The organism is Flavisphingomonas formosensis (assembly GCF_009755815.1).
Taxonomy (GTDB): domain Bacteria; phylum Pseudomonadota; class Alphaproteobacteria; order Sphingomonadales; family Sphingomonadaceae; genus Flavisphingomonas; species Flavisphingomonas formosensis.
The window spans coordinates 123,160-139,968 of the sequence record NZ_WRPK01000006.1; the positions used below are offsets into that span (position 1 = coordinate 123,160).

The 16,809-nt window shown below is 65.5% G+C and carries 14 protein-coding genes; 5 read left to right on the top strand and 9 right to left on the bottom strand.

The genetic code is table 11. The features are described 5' to 3' along the window. The first annotated feature begins 321 nt into the window (after positions 1-321). Positions 322-960: a PilZ domain-containing protein gene (locus GQY20_RS17335; RefSeq protein WP_157218391.1), complete on the top strand. Its 639-nt coding sequence runs from the start codon at positions 322-324 to the stop codon at positions 958-960. An 83-nt stretch (positions 961-1,043) separates the two neighbouring features. Here GQY20_RS17335 and GQY20_RS17340 read toward each other — a convergent pair whose 3' ends face one another. Further along, positions 1,044-2,210: a thiolase domain-containing protein gene (locus GQY20_RS17340; RefSeq protein WP_157218392.1), complete on the bottom strand. Its 1,167-nt coding sequence runs from the start codon at positions 2,208-2,210 to the stop codon at positions 1,044-1,046. A 373-nt stretch (positions 2,211-2,583) separates the two neighbouring features. On the opposite strand from GQY20_RS17340, the gene GQY20_RS17345 reads away from it, so the two are divergent. Next, positions 2,584-4,098: an AMP-binding protein gene (locus tag GQY20_RS17345; RefSeq protein WP_157218393.1), complete on the top strand. Its 1,515-nt coding sequence runs from the start codon at positions 2,584-2,586 to the stop codon at positions 4,096-4,098. A gap of 229 nt (positions 4,099-4,327) precedes the next feature. Continuing rightward, a complete protein-coding gene (locus GQY20_RS17350; RefSeq protein ID WP_157218394.1) occupies positions 4,328-5,386 on the top strand; it encodes an AI-2E family transporter in 1,059 nt (352 codons plus the stop codon). Positions 5,387-5,618: 232 nt separating this feature from the next. Here GQY20_RS17350 and GQY20_RS17355 read toward each other — a convergent pair whose 3' ends face one another. Next, positions 5,619-6,251 carry a UbiX family flavin prenyltransferase gene (locus GQY20_RS17355; protein ID WP_157218395.1) on the bottom strand — a complete coding sequence of 211 codons (633 nt, stop codon included), beginning with the start codon at positions 6,249-6,251 and terminating at the stop codon, positions 5,619-5,621. A gap of 13 nt (positions 6,252-6,264) precedes the next feature. Beyond that, the gene (locus GQY20_RS17360) at positions 6,265-7,647 is read right to left on the bottom strand and encodes a UbiD family decarboxylase (protein WP_157218396.1); all 1,383 of its coding nucleotides are present in this window, start codon (positions 7,645-7,647) and stop codon (positions 6,265-6,267) included. 175 nt (positions 7,648-7,822) lie between these two features. Between GQY20_RS17360 and GQY20_RS17365 the strand changes: the two genes are divergently transcribed. Beyond that, entirely contained in the window at positions 7,823-9,124 is a 1,302-nt protein-coding gene (locus GQY20_RS17365) for an NtaA/DmoA family FMN-dependent monooxygenase (RefSeq protein ID WP_157218397.1), read from the top strand. 87 nt (positions 9,125-9,211) lie between these two features. On the opposite strand, the gene GQY20_RS17370 is transcribed toward GQY20_RS17365, so the two are convergent. Beyond that, complete coding sequence (locus GQY20_RS17370; protein WP_232476119.1) at positions 9,212-10,081, bottom strand: quinone oxidoreductase family protein; 870 nt, start codon at positions 10,079-10,081, stop codon at positions 9,212-9,214. Between the two features lie 195 nt (positions 10,082-10,276). On the opposite strand from GQY20_RS17370, the gene GQY20_RS17375 reads away from it, so the two are divergent. Next, positions 10,277-10,720, top strand: a complete 444-nt coding sequence (locus tag GQY20_RS17375; protein WP_232476120.1) for a MarR family winged helix-turn-helix transcriptional regulator — start codon at positions 10,277-10,279, stop codon at positions 10,718-10,720. 247 nt (positions 10,721-10,967) lie between these two features. Here the strand turns inward: GQY20_RS17375 and GQY20_RS17380 are convergent, their stop codons facing one another. The 5 genes from GQY20_RS17380 to GQY20_RS17400 all read right to left on the bottom strand — a co-directional run bounded on the left by GQY20_RS17380 (position 10,968) and on the right by GQY20_RS17400 (position 16,501). Further along, positions 10,968-11,954, bottom strand: a complete 987-nt coding sequence (locus GQY20_RS17380) for an ABC transporter ATP-binding protein (RefSeq protein ID WP_157218400.1) — start codon at positions 11,952-11,954, stop codon at positions 10,968-10,970. Beyond that, a complete protein-coding gene (locus tag GQY20_RS17385) occupies positions 11,951-12,928 on the bottom strand; it encodes an ABC transporter ATP-binding protein (protein ID WP_157218401.1) in 978 nt (325 codons plus the stop codon). Before GQY20_RS17385 ends, GQY20_RS17380 begins: the two co-directional genes overlap by 4 nt. 3 nt (positions 12,929-12,931) lie before the next feature. Beyond that, entirely contained in the window at positions 12,932-13,822 is an 891-nt protein-coding gene (locus GQY20_RS17390; protein WP_157218626.1) for an ABC transporter permease, read from the bottom strand. Between the two features lie 5 nt (positions 13,823-13,827). After that, positions 13,828-14,769, bottom strand: coding sequence for an ABC transporter permease (locus tag GQY20_RS17395; protein ID WP_157218402.1), 942 nt, complete (start codon positions 14,767-14,769; stop codon positions 13,828-13,830). Between the two features lie 109 nt (positions 14,770-14,878). After that, positions 14,879-16,501, bottom strand: a complete 1,623-nt coding sequence (locus GQY20_RS17400) for an ABC transporter substrate-binding protein (protein ID WP_157218403.1) — start codon at positions 16,499-16,501, stop codon at positions 14,879-14,881. Positions 16,502-16,809: the final 308 nt, after the last annotated feature.

Genomic DNA, 16,809 nt, shown 5'->3' on the forward strand with positions numbered 1-16,809 from the left:
GCATTGCCCGATGCATCCGCTTTCCCAGACGGAGCACCCTGACGGCGGCTCGTTGAGCCGCGCGCGGACGGCCGGTCAGGATAATAATATATCCGTTAATCATGGCTGGTAGTAACTTGTTAAAACCCGAAAACCATGGAAGGATCAAACGGGTCGATAGGAACACCGGTCCTACGGTGTCCATCTGGTCGGGCAACAGCGGAAAGACTGCACTCGACACCATGGGGTGAGGCAGGGATGAATCCGTCCGGCGACGATGGAAGCACAAGGCTGGCGCTGATGGCGGACCCGTTGCTCGGCGACGTCTCCGAGCGGCGTACAATGCTGCAGATCGGCAAGCTGCTCACCGAAACGGTGCAGTCGCTGTGTCTCGTGCGCGTTGTCGCGCCGGGCGGCATCGTGCTGTGCACGACCACACCGCTCAAGGTGGATCAGCAGGTGGCGATCGGCTTGCGGTCTTCGGAATTAATGGCTGGATCGGTCGAGCGGCTTCACGAGGATTTGGCGCTTGTGCGTTTCCTGCGACCCGTCGCACTGGATCAGCTGCTCGCGCGGCAGCGCCGCGGCGACGATGGCGACAGGCTTGCGGAATCGGTGCGGCTCGAGCTGCAGTCGCAAGGCAGCATCGACGTCCACGGCGATCGGCACCCGGTCGAACTCTACGACATCTCGCTCGCCGGCGCTAAGATAAGCGATCTGCCGACGCTGCGCATCGGTATGCCGCTAAGCCTGTTCGTCGATGGCCTTCCGGAATGCCAGGCCAGAATCCGTTGGCGTCGGCACGGATGTGCAGGCATGGCGTTCGTGACGCGCCTGCCCTTCGATCGGCTTTCGCAATGGGTTCTCACCCAGCGGCCACGCAGCGATTCGCTCTCGCTTTCGGTCGAGCCGGTTTTGCCGCACTCTGCGCCGGAACCGCTCGGTGTGGAGCAGCGCATCTCGCCACCACTGCCCTGCTGAAGGGCCGCTTCGAGCGAACGGATCGACGTTCCGGCCGACGCCTCTCTCCCCGGAAGCGGATCCGGCATGGCTGTATCCCGCGCTTATGCTTTGACCGCTTCGAGGATGGAGACCGCGCTGGTCACCGCCCCGCCGCCGAGATTGAGGCAGAGACCGAGCTCGGGCGGGCTGGCCAGCTGCATCTCGTCCGCCTCGCCGAGCAGTTGGCGGGCGATCATCACATGCATTGAGACGCCGGTCGCGCCGACCGGGTGGCCTTTCGCCTTGAGTCCCCCCGAAAGATTGATCGGCAGCCGGCCGTCCCGCTCAGTCTGCCCTTCGCGGACGACGGCCGAGCCCTGGCCGGGTTTCGCCAGGCCCAGTGCTTCAACTGACAGCAGCTCGGCGATGGTGAAGCAATCATGGACTTCGGCGGCGCCGATGTCGTCGACCGTCGCACCTGCGGCGGCATAAGCGCGTGCGATCGCCACCGCTGGCCCTTCGAACCGCTCGGGACGCTTGGCGGAAAGCGGCAGCAGGTCGCTGACCAGCTCGGCGGCGCGGAAGCCGACAGCGCGGCGAAAATCCGGAAGGCGGGAGCGGTGCGCCACGACCACCGCCGCGGCGCCGTCGGAGATCAGCGAGCAGTCGCTCAGCTTGAGCGGCGGCGCGATGACGGGGTTCTTGTCGGATACGGCGAGGCAGAAATCGAGATCGACCGGCCGGCGCAGATGGGCGAGGGGATTGCGCATCGCATTGGCGTGGTTCTTGACCGAGATCCGCGCCATCGCTTCGGTCGGATCCTCGAAATTCTGCGCGTAAGCCTCGGCAAAGCGCGCGAAGATTTGCGGAAAGCTCGTCCCGCTTTCCTCGGCCTGGTAGCTCGCGCCGCCGAGCGCCTTCGTCACGCCGGCGGTGTCGAGCCCGGTCATCTTCTCCGCCCCGACCACCAGGGCGACACGGCATCGTCCGCTGTTGACCGCATCCAGCGCCGAATATAGCGCGGCGCTGCCGGAGGCGCAGGCATTCTCGCATCGGATCGCCGGCTTGAAGCGCAGCCCGGGATCGGCATGGAGGATCATCGATGAGCAGAAGCCGTCGGGAACCAGGCCGGAATTGAAATTGCCGAGCCATACGGCATCGACATCCTCGCCGGCGATACCGGCGTCGACGAGCGCGGCGGACGCTGCATCCTTGATCAGGGCTTCGAGATCGAGCCCGTCGAACTTGCCGAACCGCGTATGTCCCCAGCCGACGATGAATGCGTCCATTTTCTCTCCGATACCACGATGCTGCCGCGTAACGCCTAGCAGAGCGTCCTGGCCATTTCATCAGCGGCGAAATGTTCCACTCCCGGCAAGTCGGTGGGCGGGGCGGCAAAAGCGTCATCAACCAGCTACCGGTGCCCGCGCGAAGAGGGAGAGCAGCCGGCCCCGATATGGCTTGGGGCGCCGTTCAGCCATTCGGGCGAGGCCGCGCGCTGGGTGGCGTGCACGAAGCGGTAGGCTGGCCCGAGAACCGGGAGCTGACGGGGCGCTACCACTATGGGCATAAGCCGCGTATGGCGCAGGGCTGCGGGGCAGGATGCACCGACGCCGGCCGTCCTCATCGAGGCGGGCGAGGACCGGGAATGATGATGGGCCGATGAATCTGGCGGAATTGCTTCTGGTGCGGGCACGGACGACACCGGCTGCGCCAGCCCTCTTCCTGGGCGACGGCTTGGTCGCCGACTATGCGGAATTGGCGCGGCGCGTGCTGACGGTCGCAGGCGGCCTTGCCGCGCGCGGGGTCAAGGCCGGCGATCGCATCCTGCTGTGGATGGCGAATAGCCCCGCCTATATCGAGACGATGTTCGGGATCTGGGCGGCGGGCGCCGTCGTCGTGCCGCTCAACTACAAGCTGCATCCGGACGAGGTGGCGGCGATCGTCGCCGACGCGCGGCCGAGGCTGATCTTCGCCGATGCCGGGGCCCCGGCGGAGATCGGCTGGGTGCCGGTGATCCGGACCGGCGAGCAGGATCTCGCCAGCCCGGTTGCGGGCGCTCGGGCGGCCGGTGCGGTGCCGCGTGCGTCCGGGGATCTGGCCTGGATCTTCTATACCTCGGGAACCACGGGCCGCCCGAAGGGTGCGATGCTGTCCGTAGGCAATCTTCTGGCTATGGCTCATGCCTATGTCGTTCATGTCGATCCGGACACGGCGCGGCGGGCCATGCTCTATGCCGCGCCGATGTCGCACGGCGCGGGGCTTTATGCCGTCCCGCAGATGCTGGTCGGCGGCGCGCATGTCGTGCCGGTGTCGGGCGGCTTCGATCCGGACGAGATCCTGGCGCTCGGCGCGGGCGGCAGGCTTGCCCCCCTCTCGCTGTTCGCAGCGCCCACCATGGTGCGCCGTCTGGTCGAAAAGGTCGAGGAAGCGCAGGAGCCGCCGGTCGGGATCGGAACGATCGTTTATGGCGGCGGCCCGATGTATTCCGCCGACATAGAGCGGGCCGTCGCGGTCATGGGCGATCGTTTCGTCCAGATCTACGGCCAGGGCGAGACGCCGATGACGATCACCTATCTGCCGCGCGCCATGGTGAGCGATCGCTGCCATCTCCGCTGGCGAGAGCGTCTCGGTTCGGTCGGCCTGCCATTTTCCTGCATGGACGTGCAGGTCGTCGGCGCGGACGGGGTGGAGCTTCCCTGCGGCATGCCGGGCGAGATCCGGGTAGCCGGTCCGACCGTCATGATGGGCTATTGGGGCGATGCGGCCGCCACGGCGGCCGCGCTGGTTGATGGCTGGCTGCATACCGGCGACATCGGCCGTTTCGACGAGGATGGGCTGCTGACCCTCACCGATCGCGCCAAAGACGTGATCATCTCCGGCGGGAGCAACATCTATCCGCGCGAGGTGGAGGAAGTGCTGCTCCGCCATCCGGATGTCGAGCAGGCATCTGTGATCGGCGAGCCGGACCCGGAGTGGGGAGAGAATGTCCTGGCCTTCATCGTCGCGCGCGCTGGCACCGGCCTCGGGATCGCTGCGATCGATGCCCATTGCCTTGACCATATGGCGCGATTCAAACGCCCGAAGCGCTACCTGTTCGTCGAGGATCTGCCGAAGAATGCCTATGGCAAGGTCCTGAAGACGGAACTGCGCAAGCGTTTGCTTCCCCTGTCATAGCAGCCCAGGATCGTAGCGGTCGCGGCATCGCCGGCGGCCATGGCCGGGCGATCGGGCTTGCACCCGCAGCACAGGAGCGGGTGCCGAACCTGCTGGCATGAGGGGGAAATGATCATTACGATCCGTTCATCTATGGAATGGCCCACCCTGTTCGATTTCCCACCCCGTGGCCTTGCCGGTCGTGCCCGAGGTCTGCCGCCTTTCGTTTACCCCACGCCGGAGCCAGCCGATGCGCCGTCTAGAGGATAATCTGTTCCTCGCGCTCGTCCTCGCGGTATCGATCGCCTTCGCATGGATCGTGCAGCCTTTCTTCGGAGCGGTGCTGTGGGCGTTCATCGCGGCGGTGCTGTTCATGCCGCTCAACGATCGCCTGCTTCGTCTCATGCCGACGGGGCGCAACCGTGCGGCATTGCTGACGCTGCTCGTCATCGTCGCGATGGTGATCGTGCCGGCGGTGGTGCTCGCCGCGTCGCTGCTTCAGGAAGCGTCTTCGGTCTATCTGCGGGTGCAGGCCGGCGAGGTGGATTTCGGCCGCTATGTGATGCAGGTGCTGCATCGTCTGCCGAGCTGGGTGGTGCATCTGTTCGATCGGCTCGGCCTGACCAATTTCGATCTGATGCGCGCGCGATTGCAGGCGGGATTCGCGGCCAGTTTCCAGACGCTGGCGGCCCAGGCCTTCAGCATCGGGCAAAGCGCCTTCGGGTTCCTGATGGCGCTCGGCGTGATGCTCTATCTGAGCTTCTTCCTGTTGCGGGACGGGCGATCTCTGGCGGCGAAGGTCGAAGTAGCCGTGCCCCTGCATCCGCACCAGCGCAGCGCCTTGATGGCCAAGTTCATCGCGGTGGTGCGCGCGACGGTGAAAGGCAGCCTCGTCGTCGCGGCATTGCAGGGCGCAATCGGCGGTATCGTCTTCTGGGCGCTCGGCATTCACGGCGCGCTGCTGTGGGGCGTCTCCATGGCTATCTTCTCGCTCCTGCCGGCGATCGGCACGGGTCTCGTCTGGGTTCCGGTCGCCATCTATCTGCTGGTGACGGGCGCGATCTGGCAGGGCATCGTGCTGGTCCTCTGCGGCCTGTTCGTGATCGGCATGGTGGACAATGTGCTGCGCCCCATCCTCGTCGGGCACGATACGCGCATGCCCGACTATGTCGTGCTGATTTCCACGCTGGGCGGCATAGAAGTATTCGGCTTCAACGGTTTTATCATCGGGCCGGTGATCGCGGCGCTATTCATCGCGATGTGGGATATACTCAGCCAGTCGCGGGCTGCATCTGCCGAGGAACGGTAAAATCGCGAATGCTCCCCGATCCCGGCATGACGACAGATCCAACTCGGTGAGCAGCTGAAATTTGCGGATATTGCCGCACGTCGTGCGCGGCAGATCGGATCGTATCAAGACGAAGCGTGGAACCTTGAAGCGCGACCGGCGGGTTACGATGAAGTTGGTGAGCTCGCCTGGAATTGCGACGCCCGCACCGGATAGTCGAAGCAGATCGCGGCCGTCGCCATGCGGCTCGACATCAGCGCAGGATTCTGACCGGCGTTCCGTTGTCAGATGGCTTCTCCTCTTGCTCGGCCTCGCCCCAACGACGGGCGCCGGGCACTTCCAGGTCGAAGCAGTCTAGCGCGCGGGCGAGCACATGGTCGACCAGATCCGCGATCGTTTGAGGGCGCTGATAGAAGGCCGGAACCGGTGGATGGATGATCCCGCCCATTTCGGTGACCGCGAGCATGTTCTTGAGGTGTCCGGCGTGGAGAGGGGCCTCGCGGGTCAGCATCACCAGTCTGCGCCGTTCCTTCAGAACGACGTCGGCGGCGCGGGTGAGCAAGGTGGTGGTGACGCCGGTCGCGACTTCGGCGAGGGTGCGCACGGAACAGGGCGCAATCAGCATCCCCATGGTGCGGAAGGAGCCGCTGGCGATCGATGCGCCGACGTCGTTGATCGGATGGACGTGGTCGGCGAGAGCATGCAGCGCATCGCGGCTTACGTCCGTTTCATGAGCGCGTGTCATTTCGCCGGCGCGGCTCACGACCAGATGAGTCTCGATGCCGAGGCTGCGCAGTATCTCCAGCGCGCGGATGCCGAAGACGATGCCGGTGGCGCCGGTGATGCCGACGATCATCCGGCGCGGAGCCGAGGCGTTGACGCTCATCGATGGAGCCAGGTCATGCGGAGAGCCAGGCCGGCACGCGCGGCATGCATGCGCGCAGCCGCTCCCGGGCGCTCGCCAGGGCGGCGGCCGGCGGCAATGCCCGCTCTATGCCTTCCGCCCGGTCGCTCGGCTTAGCGGTCGCGTCGAGACCGGCCTTGGTGACGAGGCCGCCTTCCTCCATCGGCTCGGAGCGGTCGGTGCCGCTGTGAGGGAAAAGCATCAGGTCGCGCTCCAGCTTCATGCGATTCATCCGTGCCCAATCTACCATCACCGGATCCCAGGGGTCGATGTCGACGTCGACCACCGTCACCCGCTTGACGAGGCTTACCGCCGCGAAGGCGGCATGGATCGCGCGGCGGGCCTGGCCGGGTCGGGGCGCGTCGAGCTGGACGACGACATCGGTGCGGCCGGCGCCCGCCTCGGTCACGGCCACGTCCCGCACGTTCGGCACCACTTTGGCGATGCCGTGCAGCAGTCCGGCGGCGATCGGCAGCGCGCCCAGATAGATGTGCTCGCGATGGTAGCCGGGCTCGATCACCTGCAGGATCGCGTCCTCGCGTCGTGTCATCGCCGAGAAGGTGGCGAAGACGCCCGGCCCGTAATTTTCGTACATGCCATGATATTCGGAAATAAATCCTTCCGGAACCGAAACATTTGCGTCGATACGGCCTTCCAGCACGATCTCGGCGCCGGCCGGCACGCGCAGGTCGACGGTCAGGGCGTCGATCAGTTCGACCGGCGCGCCGAGCAGGCTGCCGGCGCATTCCAACTCGTCGTCACCCACGCCGAGATAAAGGCATGCGGCGAGCTGGATGGCCGGATGCGCGCCGAGCACGACCGCGATGTCGAGCGGCCGTCCGCGCGCCGCAGCGCGCCGGGCGAAGAGGGCGAGATGATGGTTGGGCGCGATGCCGACCAGCGCCGTGCGTCCGTCGAGCAGGCCGACGCGTGCGAAGGAGGCGTTGCCGCGCCCCGTCTCGGGATCGCGAGCAAGGATGACGCCGGCGGTGATGTACGGCCGCTCCTCGCGCTCGAAGAAAGTGGGGACGGGTAACGCGGCGAGCGGGGCGTCGCGCTCGACGACCGCCTGCACGGCGCGGTGCGTCGCGCTGACCGGCCATATCGGCTCACGGATCGAACGCAGGATTCGTTCGGAGATCTCCGCCGGTGCGATGCCAAGCGCGGCGGCGATGCGCTCCCGCCCGGCGAGCAGATTGCCCGCGATGCGGAGCGGCGATCCCGCCACCGCTTCGAACAGCAGCGCCGGACCGCGATCGGCAAGGGAAAGGCAGGCGGATACTTCATGGAAGGGATCGACCGTGTCCGGCACGCGCAACAGATCGCCTGTCCGGTCGAGCCATTCGAGGAAAGGACGGATGGATTGGTGCGCGTTCATCGAATGAGCCTACCGCGTTGCAGCATTTTCACCAGCCGTTTGAACGCCATGGCTTGCGACACGCAAGAGATGCTGCGTATTTTCGAGCCGGATTATCGCTTGCTGCACAAAAACCGATGACCGCAGCTGCGGCATGCGTGCCACTCTCGGGTCGTGATGATGCATGGGGATAAAGATGGCTGAATTTCATCTGGGATGGTTTCTCGGGCCGGGCATCACCGTGCAAGGCTGGAACGAGCCCGGCTTCAGCCGCGGCTACGACTGGAGCAAGCCCGATATTTTCCAGGACGGCGCCCGCGCGCTGGAACGCGCCTGCTTCGATCTGCTCATTCTCGAGGATACGTCGGCGGTGCCCTATACCTACAAGGGCAGCATGGACTATTATCTGCGCACCGCGACGATGACGCCGAAGCTGGATCCGGTGATCCTGACGCCGTATCTCGCGCAGGTGACCGATCGTCTCGGCCTCGCCGTGACGATGACGTCCACCTTCTATCCGCCCTGGCTGCTGGCGCGTTCGCTCTCGACGATGGACCATTATTCTAATGGACGCATCGCCTGGAACATCGTGACCGCGACGAGCGACGCCGCTGCGCAAAATTATGGCTACGACAAGCAGTTCGAGCATGATCTGCGCTACGACATGGCGGACGAATATGTCGACCTCGTCTCCCAGCTCTGGGACGCGTGGGACGAAGATGCGGTGGTGATGTGCGAGGAGAGCGGCACCTTCATCGATCCAACGAAGGTGAAGACGCTCAACTTCGAAGGCAAATATTACAAGTCGCGCGGGCCGCTCAACGTGCCGCGCTCGCCCCAGGGCCGACCCGTCTACGTTGCTCCGGGTGGGTCGCCACGCGGCCGCAAGTTCAGTGGCCGCAACGCGGATGTCGTGCTCGCCACCTCGGGCACGATGGCGGACATGAAGAAGTATCGCGAGGACGTACGCGCCCATGCGGCCAGTTTCGGGCGCAATCCGGACGATCTCAAGGTCATGTTCGCGGTAAGCCCGGTCGTGGTCGATTCTCCTTCGGAAGTAGCGGAGATGAAGGCTAAGCTCGCCGATGCGAAGAAGCATCATATGGAAAAGGGCATGGCTGCCATGTCCTTTCTTTCCGGCATCGATTTCGGCAGCTTCGATCCCGATGCACCGATCGGGGAAATCAAAACCAACGGCATGCAGACCATGCTGCAGACCTTCGCCAAGCATGGCCCGCAGGCGACGTTGCGCCAGATCATGACCCATTCGGCGGATGACGGCTTCAACCAGATGGTCGGCACGCCGGACATGATCGCGTCGATGATGAAGGAAATCGTGGAGGAGGTGGGCGGCGACGGCTTCCTCATCGCGGGCTACATCAAACCCAAATATGTGACGCAGATCTGCGACCAGCTCGTCCCCGAGCTGCAGCGCCGCAAGCTGACGCGCAAGGGGTATGACCATGCCCATTTCCGCGACAATCTGATGGCATTCTGAACGTCCGAGCAAGCTTCCCCTGGCGGCGGTCCGATTATCGGACCGCCGTTTTCGTTGAATTCTTCTGCGCTGGGGTGCGCGTTCCAATTATCCGTTCGGGATGAAAACGATCCGGCGGCGGTCGCCTGCGTTCCAGCCCCGGTCCAAATCGGCAAGCGGCATCGTTTCCGTCGCGAGCGAGAAGCCGCCCGCAACGGCGGCCTCGAGCATGGCGCCGATCGCCGCGATCAGCCGCCCGAGCGGCACGCTGCCTATCCCACTTCCCATGAGCTCGATGGCGGACGAGCGCAGCACCGCGCCCGGAAGGGAGATGTTCGCGCCGCTGGCATTGCCGATCTGGATGAAGCGCAGCGGCACGCCATCTGCACTGCTCTTGGCGCCCGCGATCAGCAGGCGCTCGGCGCTCATACCCCACAGATAATCGAGCACAACATCGATCCCCTTCGCGAATTCCTCCCTGAACGCGGCTTCGAGAGCGTCCGCATCCTCGGAGAGCGGGATGATCGCGTCCGCACCGAGCGCTTGGAGCGCGGCCAGCGTCTCACGGTCCCGACCGGTGGCGACGATCCGGCGGGCGCCCTTATGCTTCGCGATCTGTACGGCGAGTTGTCCGGAAGCTCCGGTGGCCCCGTTGATCAGGACGGATTCGCCAGCCTTGAAACGGGCCCGTTCGGTGAGAGCGGCCCAGGAGGACATGCCGGGATTGGCGATCGCGGCCGCCGTCATGTCGTCGAGCCCCTCGGGAAGCGGCAGACAATGGTCTTCGGGCGCGACGGTTTCCTCCGCCATGCCGCCGAACGGTGCCCGTGGCAGAAGGAAATAGACGCGGCGCCCATCGTCCAGCTGCCCGACGCCATCGACGCCCGCGACGAAAGGGAAGAGGCTGGAGGAACTGTAATGCGTTCCGGCTGCTCGGCCGCGGGTCAGCGGGCTTAGCGCGCTGGCCAAGACCCGCATATGCTGTTCGCCGGCCTCGGCAACGGGGACTGCGAAGTCGGCGAAGACGGGGGCTTGCCCGGATGCTTGAACGACGGCGGCTTTCATCGGCTGACCTTTCCCGAAGGTGAAATATGTGTATGATGCATATATATGAGGGTAGACATGCCGACAAGAAAAAATGTGCAAAGTACACATATAACCACGCAGCTTCGAATGCTGCACGGCGCGGTGCTGGACATCGTCGGGATGATGAACGGTCCCCAGCGCGACGAGATGATGATCCGGGAAGCGGGGATCCGGCTCGACCGCGCATTGTTTCCCTTGCTGGTGCTGGTCGAGCGGTTCGGGCCGATCGGCGTGGTCGATCTCGCCGATCGCGTGGGCCGCGATTACACGACCGTGAGCCGGCAGCTCGGCAAACTGGAAGCCCAGCAGCTGATCGAGCGATGCGTGACCGGTGATCGCAGGGTGCGGCTGATGGCGATCACCGAATCCGGCAAGGCGATGACGGATCGGATCGACGCCGCACGCGAGCGCATTCTGCGCGCGGGGTTCGCCGATTGGGCGGAAAGCGAGATCGACGACCTCGTCCGTCTGGTGCGCCGATTTGCTGACGCGATGCGGGAGAGCGAGATCAAAGAGAGGCTGAAATCCTAGAGCAAGCTGGGCGATATGTGAATCACCCAGCTTGCTCTAAGCCTTTGCCGTCGCATCGTTTCTGCGGAAAACCGGTTCCCACTTTTCCGCACGATGCTCCAAGGAGTTGACGGATCTGGTTCGGTTCGACGCGTGCCGTTCCGGTCCGATTGGCAAGGGTTGCGGAGCCGTCGTAGGGCCGGGCCGAAGCATCTCGACCACCGGATCCCTGCACCTGCCGCGAGGAAGGCGCTGGATCGATACGCGTTCAGCTCAATGCGGGAAGCGCATCCAGGTGGCAGGCGGCAGACTGGCCGTTCGGCCGCTCGCGCAGTTCGGGCTCCTCTGCCGCACAACGATCGAAGGCATAGGGGCAGCGGGTACGGAAGCGGCAACCGCTTGGCGGGTCGATCGGGCTCGGCACCTCGCCGCGCAGCATGATGCGCGCATGGCGGCGCGCGGGCGAGGGATCGAGCACGGCGGAGAGCAGCGCGCGCGTATAGGGATGGGCCGGCTGTTCGAACAGCGCCGCGCGCTCGCCGATTTCGACGATTTTGCCGAGATACATCACCGCCACACGATCGGCGATATGCTCGACCACCGCGAGGTCGTGGCTGATGAAGAGCAGGGCGAGACCGAGCCGCTGTTGGAGATCGGACAGGAGATTGACGATCTGTGCCTTGCTCGACGTGTCGAGTGCCGACACGGCTTCGTCGCAGATGATCAGATCGGGCTCCGGCGCTAAAGCGCGGGCGATGGCGATGCGCTGGCGCTGGCCGCCCGAAAATTCATGCGGGTAGCGTTCCGCGGCCGAGCGAGGCAGGCCGACCTGGCAAAGCAGATCGGCGACGCGCGCATCCACCGCCGCCCGGTCTCCGGCCAGCCCGAAATTGACCAGTGGCTCGGCGATGATGTCGCGTACCCGCATGCGCGGGCTGAGGCTGGAAGCGGGATCCTGGAAGACCACCTGCATGTGCCGGCGCAGGCGGCGGAGCTCGACGCGGCTCATCTCGGTGATGCGATGGCCATCGAGCCAGACATTGCCCTCGGTCGGCTCGACGAAGCGCAGGATCGTGCGGCCGAGCGTGGATTTGCCGCAGCCGCTTTCGCCGACGATCGCCAGCGTCTCGCCGCGCATCACGGTGAAGGTGACATCGTCCACCGCACGCAGCCAGGCCGCGCCCCGGCCGAGCAGCCCGCGCCGCACCGGATACCATGTCCTGAGCTGGTGGACGTCGAGGATCGGCGTGGTCATGACACGGGCTCCGCGCGGCGGCAGACGACGAGATGATCCTGTGCCACGGGCACCTCGGGCGGCCGTTCGATGCGGCAGCAGGGCTGGGCGTGCGCGCAGCGCGGCTCGAAGGCGCAGCCGGCCAGGATCTCGGCAAGGCCGGGGACGTTGCCGGGGATCTCGGTCATCCGGCCGGCGCGATGGCCGCCGCCGCCGCGCAGCCGTGGCGTCGCCTCCAGCAGGCCGCGCGTATAGGGATGGCGCGGCCGGTCGAGTATCTCCGCGGCGGTGCCTTCCTCCACCTTGCGGCCGGCATAGACGACGATCACGCGATCGGCGAGCTCCGCCACCACGCCCAGATCATGAGTGATGAGGATGACGCCGGCGCCGAGCTTGCGCGCCTGCTCGCGGATCAGGTCGAGGATCTGGGCCTGGACGGTGACGTCGAGCGCGGTGGTGGGTTCGTCCGCGATCAGCAGCGCGGGATCGCAGGCGAGCGCCATCGCGATCATCACCCGCTGGCGCATGCCGCCGGAGAGCTGGTGGGGATATTCGTCGATCCTGCGTTCGGGCGCCGGTATGCCGACAAGACTGAGCATCTCCAGCGCACGGGCGCGCGAGTCGCGGCGCGAGAGACCGCGGTGCAGGCGCAGGCTCTCGGCGATCTGGCTGCCGATGGTCTGCACGGGATTGAGCGCGGTCATCGGCTCCTGGAAGATCATGCCGATGCGGTTGCCGCGTACTTTCCGCATCTCAGCCTCGCTCAGCGCAAGCAGGTCGCGGCCTTCGAAGCGAACCGCGCCCTCGTGGCGCGTGGCAGCGCCGAGCAGGCGCATGATCGACATGACGGTGACCGACTTGCCGGATCCGCTCTCTCCGACGATCGCCACAGTCTCGCCCGGCTGCACCGCGAAAGAGAGACCGTCCACCGCGCGCAGATCGCCCTCGCCGGAGGGAAAGAGCGTGCTGAGCGCATCCACCTCGATCAACGCCATCGCTCAGCGCCCCGCCTTCACGTCGAACGCCTGGCGCAGCCCTTCGCCAAGCAGATTGACGCCGAGGATGGTGAGCGAGAGGGCTGCTGCCGGCACGAAGATCAGCGCCGGCTTCACCTGCCAGAGCGAGCGGGCCTCCGCGATCATATTGCCCCAGGTGGGCGTGCTCGGCGGCACGCCGGCACCGATGAAGGAGAGGGCGGCCTCGATCAGCATCGAAGCCGCCCAGATGAAGGTCGCCTGCACGGCGAGCGGCGCCATCAGGCTGGGCAGGAGATGGCGGGTGAGCAGGCGGATCTGGCCCGATCCGGCGGCGATCGCGGCCTCGACATAGGGACGTTCGCGCAAGGACAGCATGAGGCCGCGGATCAGCCGGGCGCAGCGGGGCGTCTCGACGATCGTCACCGCGACGATCACGTTGGTCGCAGAGCCGCCAGCGATCGCCATCAGCGCGATGGCGAGCAGCACGGCGGGCATCGACATCACCCCATCGAGCACCCGCATCACGATCGCGTCGCTGAGCCGGGAGGAGGCCGAGATCATGCCGATCACGGTGCCGAACAGGCAGGAGAGCAGCGCGCAGCAGCCGCCGATCAACAGCGAGACGCGTGCGCCGTAGAGGATGCGCGCGAAGATGTCGCGCCCGAGCATGTCGGTGCCGAGGAGATGGTCCGCGCCCCACGGCAGCAGACGATCGCCGACCGAGACGGCCCGTGGATCATGTCCGGCGATCAGCGGAGCGAAGATCGCCAGCAGAAGGATCGCCGTCAGGATTGCGGCGCCGGCGGCGAGCGGGCGGTTGCGCAGCAGTCCGCGAAAGGCAAAGCGGATCCGCATCGCGCGCTGCGGCGGCGGAGCGGCGATTACCACCATGGGTTCGAGCGTAGTCGACATGTCGTTCAATAGCGGATCCTCGGATCGAGCAGCGTATAGCTCAGATCGATGATGAGGTTGGTCAGCACATAGACGAGGCTGGAGAGCAGTACGACTGCCTGGATCACCGGATAGTCGCGGTGGAGGATCGCATCCACCATCAGTCCGCCGATGCCCGGCACGACGAAGATCCCTTCTACAACCACCGTGCCGCCGATCAGCACCGGCACGCCGCTGCCGATCACGGTCACGATCGGGATGGCGGCGTTCTTGAGCGCGTGGCGGAAAAGGATGGTGCGTTCGCCGACGCCCTTGGCGATGGCGGTGCGGACATAATCCTGGCCCATCGCCTCGATCATCGCGGCGCGCGTCACATTGGCGATCAACGCGGAGAAGACGATGCCGAGCGACAAGGCGGGCAGGATCGCGGTGCGCAGAAACGGGCCCGGCCCGGCCGAGATCGGCTGAAAGCCCTGGACCGGGAGCCAATGCAGCGTGGAGGCGAAGACGAACGCTAATATATAGGCCATGACGAAGGGCGGCAGCGAGAAGCCGAGCGTGCCGTAGCCGGCGAGCAGCCTGTCCCATGCACCGCCTTTTCGGCGGGCAGCGAGGATGCCGAGGGTGATGCCGATCGTCACCGCGAAGAGAGTCGCGAGAAGCATCAGGCCCACAGTGGCGCCGGCGCGTTGCCCGATGAGATGCAGCACCGGCTCGCCGCTGTAGATGGACGTGCCGAAATCGCCGTGAAGAAGTTGCCACACCCAGCTCGCGAAGCGCACCGCCGGATCCTGATCGAGGTGGAGCGAATGGCGGATGCGGGCGATATCTTCCGCCGAGGCGGTATCGCCGGCGATGACCAGCGCCGGATCGCCCGGCGCGAAATAGAGCAGGCTGAAGACGATCACCGCGACGACGCCCATCACCGGTATCGCAAGCAGCGTGCGGCGCAGGGCGTATCCGATCATCGCGGGCGACTCGCTTCGCCACTCCCCGGCATGGCGGCAAGGATCGGCGCGCGGGATGAAAAGTCGGTCGCTCCCCTCCGTCCGGCATGTCGGTGGGGTGCCTCGATGATCACGCGGTTTTCCCGATGTTCCAATAGACGCCATAAGGCGCGGGAAGCACACCGGTCACTGTCTTGCGCCAGGCCGCGTTGGCAGTAACGGCGCCGAGCGGGATGTAGGGCAGCGTCTTGAACGCTTCGATCTGGAGCTGCTCGGCGAGCGGCTTCTGCTGGGCCTCCGGCGCGAGCGCCCATTGCCGGCGCAGGGCCTCGATCTTCGGATCCTCCGCCCAGCCGGCATAGCCTTTGAGCCCCGCGCCGCGCAGCATCGGATGGACGACGGGATCGAGTATATCTCCGCCAGTCCAGCCGGTGACGAACAGGCTCCAGCCGCCCGCACTGACCGGGCCATGATTGGTGCGCCGCTGGGTCAGCGAGGAGAAATCGAGCGTCACGAGCTCGACCGTCATGCCCATGCGGCGCAGCACGTCCTCGATTATCTGCCCGAGCGCGGCGGCGGGATTCTCGGCGCCGGACAGCAGCACCACCTTCTCGCCCTTATAACCGGCCGAGGCGAGCGCCTGCCTGGCCTTGCCGATATCGGCGACCTTCAGCACGTCCGAGCCTGCCTCTGTGAAGTAGGGCGATTCGGATGCGTAGAAGCTGCGCGAGGGATGCGCATCGCCCGGCCGGTTGCCGGCGATGCTCTTCATCATGGCCATCTGGTCCAGCGCCATCGCCAGTGCCTGACGGATCGCGGGATTGTCGAACGGCGGCTGCTGGTGATTGGGTTGCAGCATGAAATAGGTGTCGGCATTGAGCCGCCGACCGAGCACGATGTCGGGATTGCCGGCCATCGCCGGCTGGAGATCGGCGGGCGGCAAGTCCCAATAATCCTGTTCGCCGGCCTGGATCGCGGAGAGTGCGGTGGAGGCGTCGGTGATCTGCGACCAGACGATGCTCTTCACCCGCGCGATCTTGCCGCCAGCCAGCCCGCTCGCCGGCTCCTTGCGCGGCACATAGCCGTCGAACCGTTCCCACACTGCCTTGGAGCCGGTGACCCACTGATCCTTCAGGAAACGGAACGGGCCGCTGCCGATCGCCTCCGTGACGGCGGTGGTGGGATCGGTCTTCGCCAGCCGTTCCGGCATGATCAGGCAGGCCGGCGCGGAGGATTTGCCGAGCGCGGCGGGAAGGAGCGGAAAGGGCGCTTTCAGCCGGATGCGGAAGTGCCTGTCGTCGATCACATCGAATCCGTCGACCTGCTCGAGCAATATCTGACCGAATCCGTCGCGTGCTGCCCAGCGCTGAATGGAAGGAATGCAATCCTGCGACCGCACGGGCTCGTTGTCGTGAAACTTGAGCCCTTCGCGCAGCGCGATCACATAGGATCGGCCATTATCGCCGATTGTCCAGCCTTCCGCCATTTGAGGCTTCGGCACGAAATGATCGTCGACCGCGATGAGCTGATCATAAGTGAGAAAGCCGAATTCACGAGCACCGGGCGCCGTCGTCCATATCGGATCGAGGCTGGAGAGGCTTTGTGTATGGATGACGCGCAAGGTGGCGTCCTTCCCGCCGCCCTCGCCCGCCATATCGCTGCCCGAGCCGCACGCGCTGAGCAGCACGGTTGGAGCGAGTGCCAGCGCCGGAACGCCGATCGCGAAGGAGGAGAGGAATTCCCTGCGTTTCATCAAGCGGTTCGCCTTCGCTCCTGCAGCAACCCGATCTTTCGCTTATGCAGCATGGAGCTTACGAATCAAATTTTATTCCCACGAATATAGCCTCTCGAATTTCGTTATAAGTTTCGCCGCATCGCCGCCGTCGGACCGCTGAGGCCGTGTCCTCGGCGTTTGCTCGGCAGGCTTGCCCGGCTTCGATCCGGCTTCGGGGCTTGCCGCTCCGAGCGATTCGGATTTTCTTATGGCGCTGTGTTGGGGAAGCGATCCGGTGAGGACGGCGACTCCGGCTAGGATGACGAGGATCATGCAAGCAGCGGGAG